Source organism: Paenibacillus sp. FSL P4-0338 (genome assembly GCF_038002365.1).
GTDB lineage: Bacteria > Bacillota > Bacilli > Paenibacillales > Paenibacillaceae > Paenibacillus_AQ.
Genome location: NZ_JBBOCG010000001.1, coordinates 1,366,540 through 1,386,767, shown reverse-complemented (window position 1 = coordinate 1,386,767; position 20,228 = coordinate 1,366,540). Strand labels below are relative to the sequence as shown.

Annotated in this window: 19 protein-coding genes; 7 read left to right on the top strand and 12 right to left on the bottom strand. The window is 51.0% G+C overall.

Features of this window, described 5'->3' with window-relative positions; all coding sequences use genetic code 11:
* Positions 1-157 precede the first annotated feature (157 nt).
* From MKZ07_RS06055 to MKZ07_RS06045, 3 genes are all read right to left on the bottom strand, one after another.
* Positions 158-754 (bottom strand): GNAT family N-acetyltransferase, encoded by a 597-nt coding sequence (locus MKZ07_RS06055; protein WP_051493364.1) that lies wholly within the window; start codon positions 752-754, stop codon positions 158-160.
* Between the two features lie 44 nt (positions 755-798).
* Positions 799-2,712: a threonine--tRNA ligase gene (thrS, locus tag MKZ07_RS06050; protein ID WP_036694007.1), complete on the bottom strand. Its 1,914-nt coding sequence runs from the start codon at positions 2,710-2,712 to the stop codon at positions 799-801.
* A gap of 484 nt (positions 2,713-3,196) precedes the next feature.
* Positions 3,197-3,874: an HAD family hydrolase gene (locus MKZ07_RS06045; protein WP_036694010.1), complete on the bottom strand. Its 678-nt coding sequence runs from the start codon at positions 3,872-3,874 to the stop codon at positions 3,197-3,199.
* Positions 3,875-3,988: 114 nt separating this feature from the next.
* On the opposite strand from MKZ07_RS06045, the gene MKZ07_RS06040 reads away from it, so the two are divergent.
* A complete protein-coding gene (locus MKZ07_RS06040) occupies positions 3,989-5,044 on the top strand; it encodes a hypothetical protein (protein WP_036694012.1) in 1,056 nt (351 codons plus the stop codon).
* On the opposite strand, the gene MKZ07_RS06035 is transcribed toward MKZ07_RS06040, so the two are convergent.
* Both MKZ07_RS06035 and msrA read right to left on the bottom strand, forming a co-directional pair.
* A complete protein-coding gene (locus MKZ07_RS06035; RefSeq protein WP_341025087.1) occupies positions 5,025-6,395 on the bottom strand; it encodes a glycoside hydrolase family 64 protein in 1,371 nt (456 codons plus the stop codon). The two genes, MKZ07_RS06040 and MKZ07_RS06035, sit on opposite strands and share 20 nt — an antisense overlap.
* 203 nt (positions 6,396-6,598) lie before the next feature.
* A complete protein-coding gene (gene msrA, locus MKZ07_RS06030) occupies positions 6,599-7,114 on the bottom strand; it encodes a peptide-methionine (S)-S-oxide reductase MsrA (protein WP_341025084.1) in 516 nt (171 codons plus the stop codon).
* A 360-nt stretch (positions 7,115-7,474) separates the two neighbouring features.
* Between msrA and MKZ07_RS06025 the strand changes: the two genes are divergently transcribed.
* Entirely contained in the window at positions 7,475-8,035 is a 561-nt protein-coding gene (locus MKZ07_RS06025) for a TetR/AcrR family transcriptional regulator (RefSeq protein WP_256705434.1), read from the top strand.
* A 182-nt stretch (positions 8,036-8,217) separates the two neighbouring features.
* On the opposite strand, the gene MKZ07_RS06020 is transcribed toward MKZ07_RS06025, so the two are convergent.
* Genes MKZ07_RS06020 through MKZ07_RS06005 form a run of 4 tightly spaced genes read right to left on the bottom strand, consistent with a single transcriptional unit; the run spans position 8,218 to position 12,351 of the window.
* The gene (locus MKZ07_RS06020; protein ID WP_036694020.1) at positions 8,218-9,234 is read right to left on the bottom strand and encodes a Gfo/Idh/MocA family protein; all 1,017 of its coding nucleotides are present in this window, start codon (positions 9,232-9,234) and stop codon (positions 8,218-8,220) included.
* A 38-nt stretch (positions 9,235-9,272) separates the two neighbouring features.
* Positions 9,273-10,361 carry a Gfo/Idh/MocA family protein gene (locus tag MKZ07_RS06015; protein WP_341025078.1) on the bottom strand — a complete coding sequence of 363 codons (1,089 nt, stop codon included), beginning with the start codon at positions 10,359-10,361 and terminating at the stop codon, positions 9,273-9,275.
* Complete coding sequence (locus MKZ07_RS06010; protein WP_076153968.1) at positions 10,358-11,134, bottom strand: sugar phosphate isomerase/epimerase family protein; 777 nt, start codon at positions 11,132-11,134, stop codon at positions 10,358-10,360. The genes MKZ07_RS06015 and MKZ07_RS06010 overlap by 4 nt, the downstream gene beginning before the upstream one ends.
* Before the next feature lie 53 nt (positions 11,135-11,187).
* Complete coding sequence (locus MKZ07_RS06005; protein ID WP_341025075.1) at positions 11,188-12,351, bottom strand: Gfo/Idh/MocA family protein; 1,164 nt, start codon at positions 12,349-12,351, stop codon at positions 11,188-11,190.
* 158 nt (positions 12,352-12,509) lie between these two features.
* Here MKZ07_RS06005 and MKZ07_RS06000 point away from each other — a divergent pair, with 158 nt between their 5' ends.
* The 3 genes from MKZ07_RS06000 (at position 12,510) to MKZ07_RS05990 (ending at position 14,744) form a co-directional block, all read left to right on the top strand.
* Positions 12,510-13,343 (top strand): helix-turn-helix domain-containing protein, encoded by an 834-nt coding sequence (locus MKZ07_RS06000; RefSeq protein WP_305954359.1) that lies wholly within the window; start codon positions 12,510-12,512, stop codon positions 13,341-13,343.
* 198 nt (positions 13,344-13,541) lie between these two features.
* Positions 13,542-13,697 (top strand): hypothetical protein, encoded by a 156-nt coding sequence (locus MKZ07_RS05995; RefSeq protein ID WP_156949598.1) that lies wholly within the window; start codon positions 13,542-13,544, stop codon positions 13,695-13,697.
* Between the two features lie 48 nt (positions 13,698-13,745).
* Positions 13,746-14,744 (top strand): radical SAM protein, encoded by a 999-nt coding sequence (locus tag MKZ07_RS05990; protein ID WP_051493365.1) that lies wholly within the window; start codon positions 13,746-13,748, stop codon positions 14,742-14,744.
* Between the two features lie 111 nt (positions 14,745-14,855).
* Here MKZ07_RS05990 and uxaC read toward each other — a convergent pair whose 3' ends face one another.
* Positions 14,856-16,265, bottom strand: a complete 1,410-nt coding sequence (gene uxaC / locus MKZ07_RS05985) for a glucuronate isomerase (RefSeq protein WP_036694028.1) — start codon at positions 16,263-16,265, stop codon at positions 14,856-14,858.
* Positions 16,266-16,419: 154 nt separating this feature from the next.
* Between uxaC and MKZ07_RS05980 the strand changes: the two genes are divergently transcribed.
* Positions 16,420-17,112 (top strand): GntR family transcriptional regulator, encoded by a 693-nt coding sequence (locus MKZ07_RS05980; RefSeq protein ID WP_036694030.1) that lies wholly within the window; start codon positions 16,420-16,422, stop codon positions 17,110-17,112.
* A 47-nt stretch (positions 17,113-17,159) separates the two neighbouring features.
* Entirely contained in the window at positions 17,160-18,014 is an 855-nt protein-coding gene (locus MKZ07_RS05975) for an SDR family oxidoreductase (RefSeq protein ID WP_036694032.1), read from the top strand.
* Positions 18,015-18,354: 340 nt separating this feature from the next.
* On the opposite strand, the gene MKZ07_RS05970 is transcribed toward MKZ07_RS05975, so the two are convergent.
* A complete protein-coding gene (locus MKZ07_RS05970) occupies positions 18,355-19,032 on the bottom strand; it encodes an ABC transporter ATP-binding protein (protein ID WP_341025067.1) in 678 nt (225 codons plus the stop codon).
* Complete coding sequence (locus tag MKZ07_RS05965; protein WP_036694037.1) at positions 19,029-20,153, bottom strand: ABC transporter permease; 1,125 nt, start codon at positions 20,151-20,153, stop codon at positions 19,029-19,031. Before MKZ07_RS05965 ends, MKZ07_RS05970 begins: the two co-directional genes overlap by 4 nt.
* Between the last annotated feature and the right edge of the window lie 75 nt (positions 20,154-20,228).

Below are 20,228 nucleotides of genomic sequence, written 5' to 3'. Positions count from 1 at the left end.
TCAGACCCCGAGGGAATGGGAATGTATGTTTCTATTCTCATGTCATTCTATTATATCAATGTTTGATAGATATGGCTATTTGCAAAATAAATAGAGGAGCCCGCGCAGGGCCCCCTCTATGTTAAAGCACTACATTATAGCACACCATAGCACACCGCTACTTGTACTTTTCATTCACCAGATATTGCAGATTCTGCTTCACCGCAGGCCATTCCTCATCGATAATACTGTACAGCACATTGTCCATGACAGCGCCGTGAGCAGTGATCCGGTGCTTGCGCAGGACGCCTTCCCGGACCGCACCAATCCGCTCAATGGCCCGCTGCGAGCGCAGATTGTCACTGACAATGGAGAAGTCCACCCGGATCAGCCCCAGCACCTCGAAGGCATATTGCAGCAAAAGCAGCTTCGATTCCGTATTCACCTCAGATCTCCAATAATCCGGTGAGATCCAGGTGCAGCCGATCTCTGCATTACGATGCGTACGGTCCAGATGCATTAACCGCGTAGTCCCAACGATCCGGCCGGATGCCTGCTCCACCATCACATAGGGCATATCCTTGCCTGCTGCCTGATTCGCCAGAGCCGTATCCGCCAGTTGTCCTGCCTCTTCCTCTGAGCTGATCCGTCTCCAGGTGTACTCCCAGATCAGCGGATTATACAGCAACTTCGTAAGCTCAGGCTTATGCTCCGCCGTCAAAGGCACAAGCCGGATTACGTTGCCTGCAAGCTGCCCTGTTTCTATTGCTGTCAACTTATCTCCCCCTATAGCTTTTCACCTATTATATATGAAGCGATTTATTCCCAACCGTCAATCTTAGCTGTCAGTTGCTGAATGAACTCCTGGGCGCTCAGTGTGAATAATTTGTTCTCCGCACGGCTTCTTACCGAGATTGTGCCGTCATTCTGCTCCTGATCTCCCAGCACAAGCATATAAGGGATTTTCTCCAGCTGAGCTTCACGGATTCTGTAGCCCAGCTTCTCATTCCGGGAATCTACCTCCACCCGCAGTCCGGCTGTAGCAAGCTGTCTTCTGACCTGCTCGGCATACTCGTCATGAACCACAGAGACTGGCAGCAGCTTGACCTGCACCGGAGACAGCCACAGCGGGAACGCTCCGCTATAGTGCTCTGTAAGAATACCCATGAACCGGTCAATGGAGCCGAACACCGCACGATGGATGACAACCGGACGATGCTTGTTGTTATCTTCGCCAATGTAAGTCAGGTCGAACTTCTCGGGCATCTGGAAATCCAGTTGAATGGTACCGCATTGCCAGCTCCGCTTCAGGGCATCGAGGACATGGAAATCGATCTTCGGTCCGTAAAAAGCGCCATCCCCCGCATTCACCCGGTATTCGATTCCGTTCTTCTTCAGCACCCGCGCAAGTGACTCTTCTGCCTGATCCCAGAGCTCCTCGGAACCCATATAATCCTCCGGGCGTGTAGACAGCTCAACCTTGTACTCGAATCCGAAGATGGAATAGAACTGATCAATCAACTCCAGCACCCGCGATATCTCAGATTCTATCTGCTCCGGCAGTACGAACAAGTGGGCATCATCCTGGCAAAAAGTACGGACCCGCATCATCCCGTTCAGCGCGCCGGAAGATTCATGGCGGTGAACCTGGCCGTATTCCGCAATGCGGATCGGCAGATCCCGGTAGGAGCGGAGGCTGTTCTTGTAGATCAGCATGTGTCCGGGACAGTTCATCGGCTTCAGCGCAAAATCTGTCTCATCCACCTTTGTAAAATACATCTCATCCTTGTAATGATCCCAATGTCCGGATTGCTCCCACAGACGGCGGTTCATCATCAGCGGCGAGCGGACCTCTTCGTACCCGTCGGCACGCTGCAGCTTGCGGGAGAAATCCTCCAGTGCTGTGCGGATCAGCATCCCTTTGGCCAGGTAGAACGGCATGCCCGGCGCTTCCTCGGAGAACATGAACAAGCCTAGCTCCTTGCCCAGCTTGCGGTGATCCCGTTTCTTCGCTTCCTCCAGCAGATGCAGATGTTCCTCAAGTAGGGCTGTGCTCAGGAAGGCTGTGCCGTATATCCGCTGAAGCACCTGATTGTCAGCATCCCCGCGCCAGTAAGCACCCGCTACACTAAGCAGCTTGAACGCCTTAATCCGGCCAGTGGAGGGCAGATGCGGCCCCCGGCACAGGTCCGTGAATTCTCCTTGCTCATACAGGCTGAGGACTGCGTCCTCCGGCAGATCCCGGATCAGCTCCAGCTTCAGCGGCTCTTCCAGCTGTTCAAAGTACTGCACCGCTTCCTCCCGGCTGACCACCCGCCGCCGGATCGGCAGGTTCTCCTTGATGATTTTTCCCATCTCCCGCTCAATCGCAGCAAGATCCTCGATGGACAGGGGCTGTTCAATATCTATATCGTAATAGAAGCCGTCCTCAATTACCGGACCAATTCCCAGCTTCACGTTCCGTTCTCCATAGATCCGTTTGATCGCTTGGGCCATCACATGGGCTGTACTGTGTCTGTGAATCATCAGCCCGTCGCTGCTGTCTGCTAGAACGATCTCCACGAGGCTGTCCCTTTCAACCGGACAATCAAGGTCAACGAGTCTGCCATCGATTGTGCCGGCTACTGCATTCTTCCTCAGACTTACGCTAATCGAATCCGCAATCTGCGCAATTGTGGTGTTACGCGAATACCTCCTATTTGCTCCATCCGGCAGCTGCACTTGAATCTCCATGATTTTGGCCTCCATTTCTTCAGTTATATTCGTATATGTGAACACAAAAAAAACGCATCTCATCCCGGAAAGGGACGAGTGCGTCTTAAGCTCGTGGTTCCACCCTAATTCGATTATACGTCACTTCACCTCCGGCTGTTCGGCGGAAAGGTGATCAGTACAATCCTCATGGCATCCGTTAACGGGGATGGGGCGGCGACATTTACAGCCTCGCTAACAGCAGGAGGGTTCAGTGTCACGGCTATAGAGGGGTAACATCCGGCTGGTCTCTGTAAGAAGCTCTCACCTTGCACTTCTCTCTCTGGTCAGTCCTCACGGGATATCATGTCTCTGGTCATTGCCTTAGTTATGGTGTTGCTGGTTACATAATACGCACGCTCTTAGCCAGAAGTCAATACCGCGCAGAAAAAAACTTAAAAACCGCTTTCCGTTTGACCGCTTAATTCTTAAACTTTTACTCCCCTAATCCTTTAGCTCGTGGGCCTTACTCACCAAGCTCATTCGTCTGCAAACGCTGAATAATATCTCCCACTTCTTCCACCGTATGCGCAATATAATCCGCTCCGGCCGCCGATAATTCCTCCTCGGAACCATAGCCGAATAACACGCCCACTGAGGCTACGCGGCAGGCTTTGGCCCCGATAATGTCATGCTCCCGGTCCCCGATCATTAGCGACTGCGAAGCAAGAAGATTATTCTCGTCCAGCACGTGTTGAATGACCTCGCGCTTCTTCGAACGTGTCCCGTCCAGATTGCTGCCTGCCGCATACTTGAAGAACCCGTCGAGCTCATAATGCCGGAGAATCTGCTCAGCGAATACAATCGGCTTAGAGGTCGCCACATACAGCTCGAATCCCTTGGCTCTCAAGTTCTCCAGCAGCTCAGGTATGCCTGCAATTACATGATTCTCGAACATCCCCAGGGTCCGGTAACGCTCCCGGTAGAACTCCACCGCCTGTGCCGCTGCCTCCGCCGTGAAGCCCTGAATTTCGATAAAAGAATCATATAGCGGCGGACCTATGTATGGAATCAGCAAGTCAGGATGCTCCACCTCGATGCTGAATTGGTTAAGCGCATACTCTACGCTTTTGGTAATGCCTTCCTTGGGGTCAGTCAATGTGCCGTCCAGATCAAATAAGATGTGCTTCAAGCTGTCCTTCATCTCTCCCGGATGCTCCCTTCGTGTGCAATTGCTATCTATCATACCTTTCTTTCTGTTTATTTTCCATCCTCAGGATGCTATAATTCAGGGCATTCGAGGAGCAGGAGGAATAAGATGATACTGCTTAATCCCGCCACAATACTCATAGGCGACTATCACTTCGCCGCTAGGAACAATGCCGGACCTGAAGTTGTTGTATATGACAAGGAAGGCAGAGTGTACCGCCTGGATGCGGATTTAACGCCTAGTGAAGCCGGACAGCTCTATAGCATGCAACCGCTTAACTTGGACTCCCTTTCGTTCCATCCAGAGCTTGCACTGGCGGCTTTCATTATGGAGGATGCGGCAATGGGCGCAGGAGACTTTACGGGCCGCTTGCTGTGGAGCAAAGCCGGGGCGTATGTATGTGTTCTTTTTTCACGTGATGGAAGTCTACTCTGGTCTGTAGCCAAGCTGGACGAAGAACATCTGCGGATTTCAGTGTTTCATAGCGGGGACGGAACGTTGGCACATTCACTAGATTTGGAAGATCCGTTCGGTGACAGTGCGCTGCGGCTGATGGATATCCCCGGGTCGGATGCTGTAACACTGGAGCTTGCGGCAGGTCAGAACGGTATATCCGTGTATGAATTATCTATTCAGCAGGGCGGGTTACATAGCAGGGAGATGTTCCCGCAGGGCTGTTATCTCTCACCCGCTTGGCATCCTGACGGCAGTCAGCTGTTCACCTTGGAGAATGATGTGCAGGTGTATGCCTGTTTCTCCTATCCAGCCTTGGAGCTGCAACAGGAACAGGGTCCGCACGATGGGGAATACGAAGACGAGTATGAGGAAGAAGACCATTATCCGGGGTATGGCATGCTCTATCTTCAGAACGGTCAAGCCATCTCACAAAATACGAATGAACGCTTCTTTCTGTTTGATCCTGGAACGATGGAACGGATCAGTGAATGGTCCTTTGCCGGATATGAGCCCGTGCCTGCGAGTGTAGTTTTCCCTTCACTGGATGATGATCCTTCCCTTTATTCCCAGATTCAATCGTGTGAGAGAGTCGGCAGCCTGCTTATGTTCAGGACCGGCTCTCTACACGATATCCCTCATTTGCTGATGATTGAGGAAGCTGTGCTGCTGGAAGCTATCGGCTCCATGCTTACCAAGCCACTCGGATAATCAGTCCCTTAGGGTCACCGACTTCCAGATAGGCCGCCTGGCCGTTCACATCGTCATACGGGAAGCCGTAAGCCAGTCCGCTGATGCTGTGGTCATGCCAGAATTTCGCATAAAAGTTGGCGGGAGCCGCATTGTAATAATTCGCTACGTTATTCCAGTTACTGGTGGTGTAGACATGGCGGTTGATCGCAGCGGAAGTGGCGGCATCGATTAGCGAACCGTCATTGCGCAGAATATCCTGTGTGCTATAGCTGGAATACCCTGCGAAGTAATTGGCATTGGCTCCACCGGCTTTGAATGATCCATGGACTGGAGCAATAATCCGGTAAGGTGCCTGATCGGTTGCCAGTGATTTGAAGGCAGCGGGAACTTCATTCTGGTATTTGGTAAAAATTCCAGCCCGTGTCTCCGATTCAAGCTCGCCTACCGTCTTGTCAAAACCGCCGGACAAGCCCACCAGCCGGTGCTGGATCGGGAAGCCGAAGCCATCTACACGGGTGGTATTGCCATGATAGCCTGTAGCATCCACTGTGAATTCAACAAAGTCGAAATAGAGATTTCGGTTAGGATCGGTTGGATTATCAATATCCGGTCCAGCGAAGCCGTCGTCATAGGTCTTGATGTACAGCGGTGTGCCTACACTGAGGAACATGCGGCCGGAGGTGATTTTGGGCAGCGTTACCCAGGAAGCCTGATTAATCGTGTGATAAATATTGGCATAATTCACGCCGCTCCTGGTCAAGTGGCCGGAAGCATCATTCAGCGCATTCGAGATCGGAACGAGATTGCCGCTGAGATCCAGATAACTCCACTTGCCATTGGCCGGATTAATGCCGAGTACACCCCAGTAGATCTGGCTGTCTGGATAAGCGCCGCCCGTTCCGTTCATGACCTTGACGGAGACAGAGCCTGAGGGCGGTGTCGGGATCGAAGAGGCAGCGATGGAATAGATGGAACCGGAGGAGCCGGATGGCGGAGTTGTCGGCCCGGTTGTCGGTGCAGTTCCTGCCGTGTAGTTGAACCAGCCGGTGTCATAAGCCGGAGTTCCGTTGTTGTAGGTGAAGAAGTAAGAGAGTGCTGTGCCGCTGGTGATTCCTGTAACCACCTGCTCATAACGCGCTTTGCTGTTGTTATACGTTGATCGGAAATTGCTTTGCGTCCCGGCATTCACCTTGTAATGGACGTCCACCCAACTGGTATTTACTGTGGATTTGAACCAGATGGTAGCCGAGGTTCCCGACAGCTCTACCCCTTGGGTGTAGTCTGCCGCGGCTGCTTTGGAGTTGAACAAAGGCAGGCAAGAGAGCAGAAGCACGAACGCAAGCATCGTCATTAGCCATTTTTTGGACATTCTCAGATTCCTCCTGAATGATATTGGTATTTCTGTATCCGTTTACAAATATGATTATAGTAGCTCTGATAGCTATTTAGTAGGCACAGAATTTCGGATTTCAGTTCCCATATTTTGGTTTGGTGCTGCAAAAATAGCAAAAAGCCCTTAATCCCCAGATGTCTGGTCATTAAAGGCTTTTTTACACATCTATCACGTATTCGCTATTCCCAATGCTGCGAAATAAAGGTATCCCGCCCCGACTGCTCACGGTCCTCCTTATAATGCTTCGGATTCTTCTTGTGATAGTCCTGATGATAGTCTTCTGCCGGATAAAACACCGGCGCAGGCAGAATCTCCGTCACCACCGGAAGCTCGAATCTGCCGCTAACCGCCACCTGCTCCCGGGAAGCCAGTGCAGCCAGCCGCTGCTCTTCCGTATAATAGAATACCGCCGTGCGGTACTGTGTTCCCCGGTCCTGAAACTGTCCGCCGTCATCCGTCGGGTCAATCTGCGGCCAGAACAGCTCCAGCAGCCGCTCATATGGGAATAACTCAGGGTCATAAGTGATCTGAACCACCTCGTAGTGACCGGTTGTACCGGTCTTCACCTGCTCATAAGTAGGGTTCTCTACCGATCCTCCGGCGTAACCTGATACAATTCCGTGAATACCGGGCAGCTCTTCGAACGGTGTAACCATACACCAGAAGCAGCCTCCGGCAAACATTGCCTGTTCCATAGCCAATCTCCCACTCCCTGTCTCTCATCTGCTGACTCTTGTTACACCCTGTACTGAAGATAAAGCCTAATGATTTGAAAGTCAATTTGATCGCTAGAACTGATTGCCCTTAGATACACTCAAGAAATAGAATTTTTATTCTATTAATAGTTCAGAAATAGGATAATTAAACTTCAAGTATGTTCGGAATGGAAATTCCTTTTTGCAGAGTAATGACTAAAATATAGCTTCCCTATTGTCTGTTTCACCACAAAATCTATCTTTTTGATACTTGAGAGTAGAATGCATATTTTGTAAATTGAAAATTCCTTGCAGAGATTGTACTATTTTATAGAATGATTTTTCCGCTAGCGATGTGTAATGATGGGGAAACGCGATGATATTCTTCAGGCAACCCTTGTTTTAATTACTGAAGAAGGCTTACAGTCTGTTACTTTCGCCAAAATATTCAAGAGGGCCAATGTCGGCTCCAGCACATTCTACCATTATTTTGAGAACAAAGAGCAACTGGTCAATGAGCTATACCATAAAGTCCGCATACATAAAAATGAATTTGTCATGAACGGCTATGATCCCGGGTTAACAATCTATGAGCGGATGAAAAGCCTCCTGAAGAATACAGCCAACTATTCGCTTCACTACCCCAAAGAGGTTGACTTCACAGAGAACTATTGCACTTCGCCCTATATTTCCGAGGATATACGGAACACACCCGCCCCCTCCACCTTAGAGATTTTCTCCATCATTGAAGAAGGCCAGCGGCAGGGCATCATCCGGGAAATGAATGTTTGCCTGTGTTATCAGCTGGTCTACGGAATTTTGATTGCCGTGATCAAGGGCTACTTAGGCGGAAAATACCCGCTTAACGAGCAGCAGATTCAGCAGACCATTGAAGCTTGCTGGCTTGCGATTAAGCTGTAGCGGCTAACACAAGTGGAAGCGGCTTTGCCGTCCTTTTAAAGGACGGTACCGTTTCAGCGAGAAATAGAAGGGTAAGTTATCGTGTGCATCATATAAATTCTATATTTCAAATAAGGCTATCCCTTAAGCAAAACTATGCATAAGAGACAGCCTATATTCCGGCATCAGCCGGTTGACGAATACTAGACCTGAGGGACCAGATTCCGGCCCTCCGAGGACTTATAGATCTCTGCAATCAGTGTGAGCGCTTTGATGCCTTCAGCACCGTCAATCCAGAACCTGCGGCCTTCACGGATATGGGCGTAGAAGTCATGAATTAACCGTGAATGTCCGCTGCCCCAGTAGGATTTCCCTCCACTGCTGATGCTCTGCGGCTCACAGAGCAGCGTCTCCTTCCCATCATTCCACAGATACAGGTTGTCCCGGCGCTGCTGCAGAGTCCCTTGCTCAAAGACCAGCTCCAGCTCCACCGGTGAATTGGCCTGATACGCATTGGTTCCGTAGAAGAGTCCGCGCGCCTTGTTCTTGAAATCGATACACGCATGTGCGCTGTCCTCGACCTCAATGACATCGTTCAGCACATCAGTGCTGACACTGCCTTTCACGGAATCAATGTCACCGCCGAACCATTGCAGCAGATCCAGGGTATGGATAGCCTGGTTGATCAATACCCCGCCGCCTTCCGTCGCCCAGCGGCCTCTCCAGGGACTATTCGTGTAGTACTCCTCACTCCGGGTCCAAGTCACCAGGCCCTTCATGCAGAGGAGATTGCCCAGGCTGCCGGAATCAATCACTTGTCTGATCCGCACCGAAGGTTCATTATAGCGGTTCTGGAACACTACACCCAGTTGTCCCGCAGCATCCTCTGCCGCCTCCTGCATCATGCGGGCCGAAGGCACATCCAGTGCCATCGGTTTCTCGGTTAACACATGCTTGCCGGCCTTCAGCAGCTCCACTGCCATTCCGGCATGCAGATGATGCGGCGTGCAGAGATGAACGATGCCGATATCTGGACGCTCCAGCAGCTCCCTGTAATCTGTCAGGCCTTCACATTCGTAATCCTGAGCAGACTGTGTTGCCTGAACAGGGTCACTGTCCACCACGGCTACCAGCCGCGCATTGTCGATGGAAGCAATGGCTCTGGCATGCAGCGGGGCAATCGCCCCGCAGCCGATAATCGCTGCTCCATTAGTATTCATCTTAACCACCTTCCGATCTTCTGCTAGCTGTCCTGCACCTATTTAAGCGTATCCGGGGTCAGATTCACCGCTTGCCGCTGCGCTTCCAGACACAGCTCAGCCGCCTTGAACGCATGCTCCTGGGTCATCGCCTTCTCCGTCCGTTCCAGGCAGTCCAGAATCAGCTCCCCGAAGAACGGGAAGCCAACCTTCCTGGCTACATGCTCATAATGCTCTCCCTCACCGTCCACCCAGAAGACATGGTCCGGTGTGCTGGAGCGGCCGATATCGCTGTATTTGCGCAGTTCGATATAACCTTCCGTGCCGAGAATAATCGTCCGTCCGTCGCCCCAGGTCCCGAGCCCTGCCGGAGTGAACCAGTCCACGCGAAAATACTGCGTAGCCCCGTTATCCCCAACCAGCGTAGCATCCCCGTAATCCTCCAGCTCCGGGTAAGCCGGGTTGTTGTAGTTGGCGACCTTGCTGTGCAGCACCTTGGCATCGCGGCAGCCCGCGTAGAAGAGGAACTGTTCAATCTGATGGCTGCCGATGTCACAGAGAATGCCGCCGTATTTATCACGCTGGAAGAACCAAGCCGGCCGGCTTGGTGCATTTAACCGGTGCGGCCCCAGCCCCATGACCTGAAGCACACGGCCAATCGCCCCCTGCTGCACCAGCTGACCGGCATAGACAGCGCTCTCTACATGCAGTCTCTCACTGTAGTATGTCATGTATTTCCGGCCCGTCTTCTCCACCTGAAGGCGTGCTGCTGCGAGTTGGTCCAGAGAAGTAAACGGAGATTTGTCCGTGAAATAATCCTTCCCGTGTGCCATCACCCGCAGACCGAGCGGACCACGCTCCGAAGGAACGGCGGCCGCTGCTACGAGCCGGACCTCAGAATCTTCAAGAATCTCTTCAGCAGAGCGTGCGGCTCTGACGCCGGGATACTTGTTCAGGAACGCTTTTACCTTCTCGGGGTCAGGATCGTATACCCACTTCAGCTCGGCTCCCGCTTCTACTAGTCCGTTGCACATCCCGTAGATATGCCCATGATCCAGCGCCAACGCAGCGATTACGAATTCACCCGGTCCCACCACAGGCTTCGCCTCATGTACCGGGGCATACATCATTCCATCCTTGCGGCTCATGCTTGCACCTCCAATCTGGAATGCAAATGCCGGAGACTAATCTCCAGGCTCTCGAACGGATCACGCTGGCACACATCCTGCTCCACGATATGCCACTCCACACCCGTCTTGCGGCAGGCCTCAATAATCGCTCCATAGTTCATATTGCCTTCGCCGATCTCGGCGAATACAGCTTTGCGGTTCAGTATAGTCATATCCTTGAAATGCACGGCCTGCATTCTGCCTTCCACCTTATGAATCCACTCTACAGGATCTCCGCCCCCGGCCTGCACCCAGTACAGATCCAGCTCGAAGCCGAAGACCTCCGGATCACTGTCCTGCAGCAGCACATCCATCCCGGTCAGACCGTCAAAACGTTCGAATTCAAAATCATGATTATGATACACAAATTGCAGGCCATGCTCTTCCTTAAGTGTACGTGCAATGCCGGAAGCCAGCTTGGCGAAGGTGCGGTACCCTTCCTGACTGGTCTGATATTCCGCAGGCAGTGAGCCAAGACCGATGTATTTGCAGTCCCACAGCTTATGTTCGGCGGCGAGTGCATCCAGATCATTCACCAGCCTGTCCCAGGGAACGTGTGTCGCACATATTTTGAGATTAAATTCATCCGCGTATTCCTTCACCAGCTTGGGGTCCATGGGACCGATTCCGGAGATCTGGACAGCCTGGTACCCGATACTGCTTACCTTCCGCAAGCTCTCCCGCAAGGCCTCCGGCGTCTGGGTATATTCACGCAGGGTATACATTTGAGCGGCAATCGTTGAACGGTTCATTGTATTCATCCACTCCTAGATAAGTTTGAGTTGTGTAAGAGAGTAAGGTTCTCCTAATGAGTTCCCGATACATCCAGGGCTTTCTGGCTGACCGGTGCTTTCTGAAAAGTAGGATTCTCTACCTGCTCCATCAGCTTCTCATAGAACAACTGGCTGTCGATCGGCAGGTCCACCCAGTTGTCGGTCCACGCGGACAGATACATGGCATTGGACAGGGTCAGGCCGTGAATGCCCTCTTCCCCCGGAGCCAGCAGCGGCTCATCGTGCAGAATCGCATTGGTGAAGTTACGCATAATGCCCTTGTGCTGTTCTCCGTCTCCAGGTGGCACCGGAATCTCGCATTTCCAGCACTCCGGTGCTCCGAAGCCTCCGGTGAATTCCGCATTGAACTTCGGCTCCGGGGTGCGAAGGCGGAAGAAGGTGAGCTTGCCGTCTTCGATGACGATTTTGCCGTTGTCTCCTGTAATCTCGAACCGGTTCGTCCCCGGCGCCTCCCCTGTAGTGGTGATGAACAGCCCGGTTGCGCCGTTCTCATATTCCACATAAGCAGTCACATCATCCTCAACCTCAATATTCCGGTACTTCCCGAACTGGCAAAAAGCGCGTACCCGCTTAGGCATCATCCCTGTAGTCCACTGCCAGAGGTCAAGCTGGTGCGGGTCCTGGTTCAGCAGCACGCCGCCGCCTTCTCCGCCCCAGGTCGCCCGCCAGCCGCCGGAATCATAGTAGCTCTGAGAGCGGTACCAATTGGTAATAATCCAGTTCGTGCGCCGGATCTCCCCCAGTTCCCCGGACTGGATCAAGTCTCTCAGCTTCTGATAGAGCGGATTCGTCCGCTGGTTATACATAATGCCGAACTTACGGTCAGACTTCGCCGCAGCGTCATTCATCTCCTGGACTGCTTTGGTATAGACACCGGCAGGCTTCTCAATCAGAACATGCAGCCCGTAGCCCAGCGCTTCAATCGCCAGCGGCGGGTGATCATAATGGGGGGTAGCGATCAATACAGCATCAATGGCACCAGATTTGAACAGCTCCTCCGGCGACAAAAAGCGCTGCACGCTATCCGGCAAATGCTCCTCTGCCCAATCCAGCCGCTCAGGGCTGCTGTCGCATACCGCTGTAAGCTCAGCCCCCTTAATATCATTCAGCAGACTCTGGGCATGGGCGCGCCCCATATTGCCTACACCAATAATTCCATATCGTACCTTATCCATCTCCCAGTCCCTTCCTGAAACAGTTTATGATATGAGGATAACCCTATTTGACGGTGGTGAACATGACTGTAATTAAGGTATATTTGTATATAAATAAGATGTAATGGATAAATGAAAGCGTTATAATAGATTTATGTCCTTAATGGAGGCGCTCAGAGATGAATATGATTGGAAATGGAAATTTGACCGGACGTCTGCTGCACAACCTGACGGTTACCGTTACCCATGCTCAATTAACCAGCAGATATCCGGGATGGAACCGGACGAATGAGACCCCTGCCTTCAACCGGCTCTACTATATTGATTCGGGCGAAGGCAAGGTGATTATCAACGGAGTGGACCATTACCCCAGACCCGGACAGCTGATGATTATGCCCGCCGGCTCTACCCAGACGACGGATACCTCGCGGGATGATCCTTATACGCGCTACTATTGCCACTTCGATGCACAGATCGGGGAATGGCCGCTGTTTCATTCAGCGAATAAGCTCTACATCTGTGATGTGCCTGACCCGGAGGCGACCCGGACGATGTTCGCGGAGATGATTGAATGGTTCCAGGATACCGGCTTCCTAGCCACCCTGCGGACGCAAGCCGCGCTGCTTACGCTGCTGTCCCTCTGCCTGGAATCGGGAGGCTACAGCAATTTCCTTGACGATCTGACGCATACAAGCGACCAGGGTAAATTGGCAAATGTGCTGGGCTACATCGATCAACGGCTAATGCGGCCGCTGACGGTGGAGGAGCTGGCAGAGCGGGTCCATTTGCACCCGAACTATTTCATTCCCTACTTCAAGAAATTCATCGGTGTTCCGCCGATGCAGTATGTTCAGCTGAAACGGATGGAGCTGGCTAAGAGACAGCTCTCCTATACCGATTTCAGCATCTCAAGTATCGCCGAGCAGGTCGGCATGGAGCTGGCCCACTTTTCCAAGGTATTCAAGAAGTCGACGGGCGTATCCCCTTCTGCTTACCGGAGCAGTACGAGGTAAGGTTTTGAGTGTTCCCCCTTCCTGCTTAAAAGGTTATAAGCCCACTCATCTATCCCCCACCAAATCTTTATGTGTACAACAAATTTAAAAACATATAAATGAATTTTTGGTGAACATCCTCTAAAAGGCTTATCTTTATTTTATTTAAGGGAATACCTTAATTTGTATTGTAAACACAAAAAAGTGAGGTGAGTTAATATGAATATCGATCCGAAAGATGTTTCGATTGATCTACAAGGTAGAGTAGTGGTAGACAATAAAGAATTAGCTAAAAAGCTTATGGAAAGAAAAAACGAGTTTCAATTAGAAAGTAACAATTTAGGTTACGTTTGTGGTGTGAATATTGGATGTTAATAAGGGGCCGGCGGTAAACGCCGGTTTATCTTAATTATGGAGGATACAATGAAAAATCCATCAGTTATTGACGATATTTTATCAAACTTTTCATCACGAATATTGAGATTAACATTGTTTCCAACGGAACAATGTAATTTTAGATGTGTGTATTGTTATGAAGATTTCTTACTTAAAAAAATGTCTACTGAAATCAGAGAAAGCATAAAAAAGCTAATTACCTTAAGAGCTGTTGAATTAGATGAACTTCATCTATCCTGGTTTGGAGGCGAGCCTTTATTAGCTTTGGACACAGTTTTAAACATCACTAATCATGCAAATGAATTAGTGAAAGTACATAAAAATTATAGAGTAAAGTCTGGGATGACTACTAATGGGTATTTATTGACCCCTCTTGTATTCAATCAACTCATTAATCATAATATTAGGCAATTTCAAATATCTTTAGATGGATTTGGTGTAATTCACGATCAGACCAGAAGGCTTGCAAATGGTAAGGGGACCTTTGAACAAATCTGGTCAAATTTAATTAATATTAGAGATTCTAAAGAAGAAGTTAACGTAACTCTGAGAGTACATTTAACAAATGAAAACTTTAGAGACATAAACATTTTAATTTCCAACATAGATAATATTTTTAAATATGATCCAAGATTTCAGATATACATAAAACCGGTTTTTAAAATGAATTCAAGTGATGAATTTAATATTCTTGAAATTAAGAAACAAAAATCAATGATAAATTTAATCAGTTCAAACATCAAAAACATAAAATGTATTAATGCATCAACTGAAAAATATATCTGTTATGCTTCGTCACCAAATTCACTTTCAATTCGTTCTGATGGAAATATAAATAAATGTACTGTGGCTCTTAATAATGAATGTAATTCAATTGGGAAAATAAAATCTAATGGTAGTATAGAGATCAATAATTTAAAACTTAAATCATGGATACGAGGATTTCAAAATATGGATTATTCAATTTTAGGTTGTCCTCTGAAAGGAATTGATGAAATTGATTATGGAACATTAGAACTTAAGTAGTTAAAGCTGTCTGAAATATAAAAAAGCAAATTTCCTCAGTGTCGGAAATTTGCTTTTTTCTGCTTCAATAAACATTTGGCTTTTCAAAATTAAGCTATAAGTGATGTTGCTCTACTTGATCCCGAAATACGCATTCGCATTGTTGTAGCATATATTCTCAATTGTCCGGCCGATCAAGGCATAATCCCGCGGCAGGTCCCCCTCTTCCATCCACGTGCCGAACAGGTTGCAGAGAATGCGCCGGAAATATTCATGACGTGTGAAGGAGAGGAAGCTTCGGGAGTCAGTCAGCATCCCGACAAAAGGACTGATCAGGCCGATGCTGGAGAGTGCCTTCAACTGCTGCAGCATACCCTCCTTCTGATCATGGAACCACCAGCCGGAACCCATCTGCACCTTGCCCTTGATGCCGGCCCCCTGGAAGTTGCCGATCGCAGTGGCGATCATCTCATACTGCGAAGGATTCAGCGTGTAGACGATGGTCTTCGGCAGCTGTCCGCTGGCATCCAGCTCATTCAGCAGCGCGTTAAGGCTGCGGGCCATATTGAAATCCAGAATCGAATCGAAGCCGCTGTCCTTGCCGATGGCACTGAACATCCGTGCGTTGTTGTTGCGCAGCGCTCCGATATGCAGTTGCATGCTCCAGCCCCGCTCGTGATAGAGTCTGCCTAATTTGATCAGAGTATGGCTCTGGAACTTCTGTTCCTCCTGCGGGCTGATCTCTTCCCCTTTGAAGGCCCGGGCGAATATGTAGGCCGCTTCATGCTCTGTGGACTGGGCATGCGGCAGCTCGCCGAAGGCCTGATCCGACAGCCGGCAGCCATGCTTATGGAAATAATCGATCCGCGCCGTCACAGCCTGGAGGAACCCTGAGTAATCGTGGATCTCAAGACCGCTCGCCTCACTAAGCAGGCCCACGTATCCGGTGAACCCCTCATCACGGATATTCAGTACCCGGTCTGGTCTGAAGGTTGGAGCGACCACCACTCTAAGCCCATGATCCTTCTTAATCTGAATGTGATGCTCCAGTGAATCAATGGGATCATCCGTTGTGCAGACTACATCGACATTAAGTTTTTTGAGAATCCCCTGCGTAGTCAGTTCATCTCCCTGGAGCTGCTCATTGCAGCGTTCCCACACACTGTCCGCAGTCTCCCCGGAGAGCAGCTCGTCGATCCCGAAGTAGCGCTTCAACTCCAGATGAGTCCAGTGGTAGAGCGGATTGCCCACCATCTCCGGCAGGGAGCGCGCCCAGATCATGAACTTATCTTTGTCTGGTGCATTCCCGGTAATTAGCTGTTCGTCAACACCCAGCCAGCGGAGCGCCCGCCACTTGTAATGGTCCCCGGATAAGGCGAGATCAGCGATATTGCGGAACCTGCGGTTACTGCTAATCTCCTGCGGATTCAGATGACTGTGGAAATCGTAAATCGGCATTCCGGCGGCATAATCGTGATACAGTCTCTGTGCACTTGAACTTAACAGCAGCCAGTCGTCATGAATAAAAGATGAGGTACTCATATTGTTCTCCAGCCTCTCGTCTATGATATTGGTGGGCCACAGGTACCATCCGTAAGCGGACAGCAAATGCTTCTGCCCATTCGCACTACCATACTACCATACAAGTATGGTAGTATGGTAGTGCTTACAATAACTATAGCAGGAGGGTTACACGATGGAATACACTATCGGTACACAAGCACTCTCCACAAGGGACATCGTGTATCGTTCACTGAAGAATCAGATTCTGCTGCTGGAACTGCCGCCCGGAACCGGGATTTCAGAGAAAGAGATTTCGCTGAAGTTCAACGTCAGCCGCACCCCGGTCCGGGAGGCCTTCGTCCGTCTGGCACAGGAGGGCTTGCTTGCTGTTTATCCCCAGCGGGGAACGGTAGTCTCCCTGATTGATTCCGAACTCGTGGAAGAAGCCCGCTTCATGCGCGAGCATCTGGAGCGGGCGGTCATCCGGGAAGCGTGCAGCACCTTCCAGGCCAGGAATCTTATTGATCTGAAGGCCAATCTGGACAAGCAGAAGCTCTGCATCGAGGACCAGGACTATAAAGAAATGTTCATGCTGGACGAAGAGTTCCATCATGTGATCTTTATGGGCTGCAATAAAAAGAATACCTGGGAGGTCATCCAGCAGATCAAGGTTCACCTGAACCGCAGCCGAATGCTCAAGCTCACGGCGGATCACAACTGGGAGCATCTCTACCAGCAGCATTATTGTCTATATGAAGCCATTGAACAGCATAATATTCAGCTAGGAGATCAGATTATGCAGGAGCATATGGCCCTGACGATCGCCGACCAGGAGATGCTGATGGAGAAATATCCGCAGTACTATAAGCAAAGACCCGCAGACTGATAGAACCTTACGCTAATCATACTTTCACCAAGAGGGGTTGGACCACTATGACCGAGTTGGCATTACAGCCTGCGCTGGCAGGCAAGACCGCTGTCATTACCGGAGGAGCCGGAGCCCTTTGCAGCACCATGGCGCTGGAGCTGGCCCGTCAAGGCATGAAGGTCGCCATCCTGAACCGTACGGAGGCCAAGGGAGCAGCTCTGGCTGCACAGATCTCTTCGGGGGGCGGCCAGTCCTTGGCCTTGGCTTGTGATGTTATGGATGCCGGGAGTGTCCGGCAGGCAGCGGAAGAGATCCTTAATCACTGGGGTCCCTGCGACTTATTGATCAACGGTGCCGGGGGCAATCAACCTTCGGCGATTACTACCAAGGAGACCTTGGAGCCGGGGGATCTGGAGAATCCCGATGTCGTCTCCTTCTTCGATCTGTCCGTGAGCGGCTTCCGCACGGTCCTCGACCTCAATCTGACCGGAACATTAATTCCAACCCAAATCTTCGCCAAGCAGATGCTCGGACGCTCCGGAGCTGCAGTGATCAACATATCCTCCATGAGCGCCGCTTCGCCACTCACCAAGGTTCCGGCTTACAGCGCGGCCAAGGCAGGCATCAATAACTTCACTCAGTGGCTTGCGGTGCATCTGGCAGAGTCCGGCATCCGGGTGAATGCCATCGCCCCCGGCTTCTTCGTCACTGCACAGAATGAACAGCTGCTGAAGGACCCGAAGGGTGAATTAACTGAACGTTCGCTCAAAATCATCTCACAGACCCCGATGCGCCGCTTCGGCACACCGGAGGATCTGCTCGGCACCTTGCTCTGGCTGGCCGATGAGCGCATGTCCGGGTTCGTGACCGGGGTGACCATCCCCGTAGACGGCGGGTTCATGGCCTACTCGGGCGTGTGAACCTGGGATATCAACAAAAACCTGAACCTCGTTTTCTGAGGTTCAGGTTTTTGTCATTCTGCGAAGCCACAAGGGCGAACGTATGTGAAAAACAGTATACATTGTGCTCGCAAGCAGGCATATAGACCGAATGTAATCGGATTTGCGATTACATTTGGCCCACGCGCCTTCGAAGCGCCGAATGTAATCGGATTTTCGATTACATTTGGCTCACACGCCTTCAAAGCGCCGAATGAATGTGGAAACGAATACAATTGTACAGCGAAGGTGAATTAGCTAGGCTAATGGGGCTTAGGGGGGCCAAATATTCTTCAACGACAGGGCAGGCTCATCTCGTCCCCTACGCCTCAACCAGCACGCCATCCGCCAGATGCAGCACCCGGTCGCACCAGTCCAGCATCCGTTCGTCATGAGTCACCATCACGGCGGCCTTCCCTTCGCTCCGCACCTCGTCGGCGATCATCCGCACCACTTCACGGCCGCGGCTGTAATCCAGGCTGGCTGTAGGTTCATCCGCGAACAGAATGGCCGGCTTGTTCATCCATGCCCGGGCAATTGCCACCCGCTGCTTCTCGCCCCCGGACAGCTGTTCGGGGTAATGGTTGCGGCGTTCCCAGATCTCCAGACGCTTCAGCAGATAGGCGGAACGCACCTTCGCTTCCTTTTGACTCAGCTTGGCAAGCTTCGCTACATAGAGCAATTGCTCTTCTACCTTCAGGAACGGCAGCAGCTGCGCACTTTGGAACATGAAGCCGATTTTTTTCAGCCTCAGCTCCGTCAGTGCCCCCTTGTCCTTGTCACGCAGCGACTCGCCGTCGAGGAGGATCTCTCCGCTGGTAGGCGTGAGCAGCGCGCCGGCTGCGGAGAGAAACGTGCTTTTCCCGGAGCCGGACGGTCCCAGTACTGCTATGAATTCGCCCTCGTTCACCGTAAGGTCCAGATGGTTCAATACGGTCATCGCCCCGTCCCCATCCCCGTAAGTCTTGGTTACCTGCTTCATCACTAATTTCGCACTCATGCTCCAGTCCTCCCTATCGCTTCCAAGGCATCTACCTTGGCTACTCTTGCTACCGAAATTAACGAGCCCAACAGGGACATCCCTATGAACAGCAGACTGGTCATCGCCATCGTCTGTCCGTCCAGCTCAAACGGCATCGTGTCGGGCAGGCCCATATTCATCCCAAGCGTAAGCAGAATACCCAGCGCCAGACTGGCGACAGACAGCAGCATCACTTGACCGACTACACTCCAGGCCAGATAGGACATCTTAGTCCCCATCGCCTTCAGGATACCGAATTGGCTGGTCTTCTGGATCGTAATGACATAGAAGAATACAGCAAGAACTACTGCAGCAATCACGAACAGGAACACAATCATCATCAGGAGCGAATTCTGTTCGGCGGAGTAACCGGGAACACTGGCGATCGCCTGCTTTTGCGTAATTACCTCTACGGACTGTTGCTGATCTGCAATCTGCGCAGCTTGAGCCGCCGTTACATCCAGCGCGATAACATTGTATGGGGCATTGGCATTGCCTGAGCTACCGCCTCCCTGAACCGCTCCTTGCTTCATCGCCTGCCAGTCCAGCTGATTGATATAGACCACCGGAGTATGGCTATAGGAGCTGGCCTTCACGAATCCGGTAACCGTCCAGCTCATGCCGGAAGCCTGATCACGAATCGTACTGCCAATTGTAACGCCAGACTGTTTAAGTTTGGAGTCTGCAACCGCGCTCCCTTGAACGTCATTGGTGAATGCGGCACCTTCCGTTACATCAGGAGCCAGCATCCCCGTCATATCTACGGCAAAAAACGTAATATCCGCCTTAACATCTGTACCGGCAGCTGTTATTGTACTAGTCTGTACCCCTAGCGGAGTCGCCTTCGCCTCTCCGGCTACCGCCCGGGCAGCCGTAAGCTCCGTATCCGTTAACTGTGAACGTCTGAAGGTATGATCCGCGTCGCTCTGCACGGCAAAGTAATTGGCGGGCATATTTTTCAGCGCTGAAATGTTGGCATAAGCAAGACCTCTAGCCAGGCCGGTGACGAACAGCACCAGGAACGATACCAGCAGCATAATCACCATAATGAGGCCGTAACGCGCTTTGGAGTGCCTCATCTCCCGAATTGCCAAGAACATATAACCACTCCTTCTAATCTGTATAATCACAGTTTAGAGAGTGAAGATGAACGGAGTATGAATAAAGAATTACAC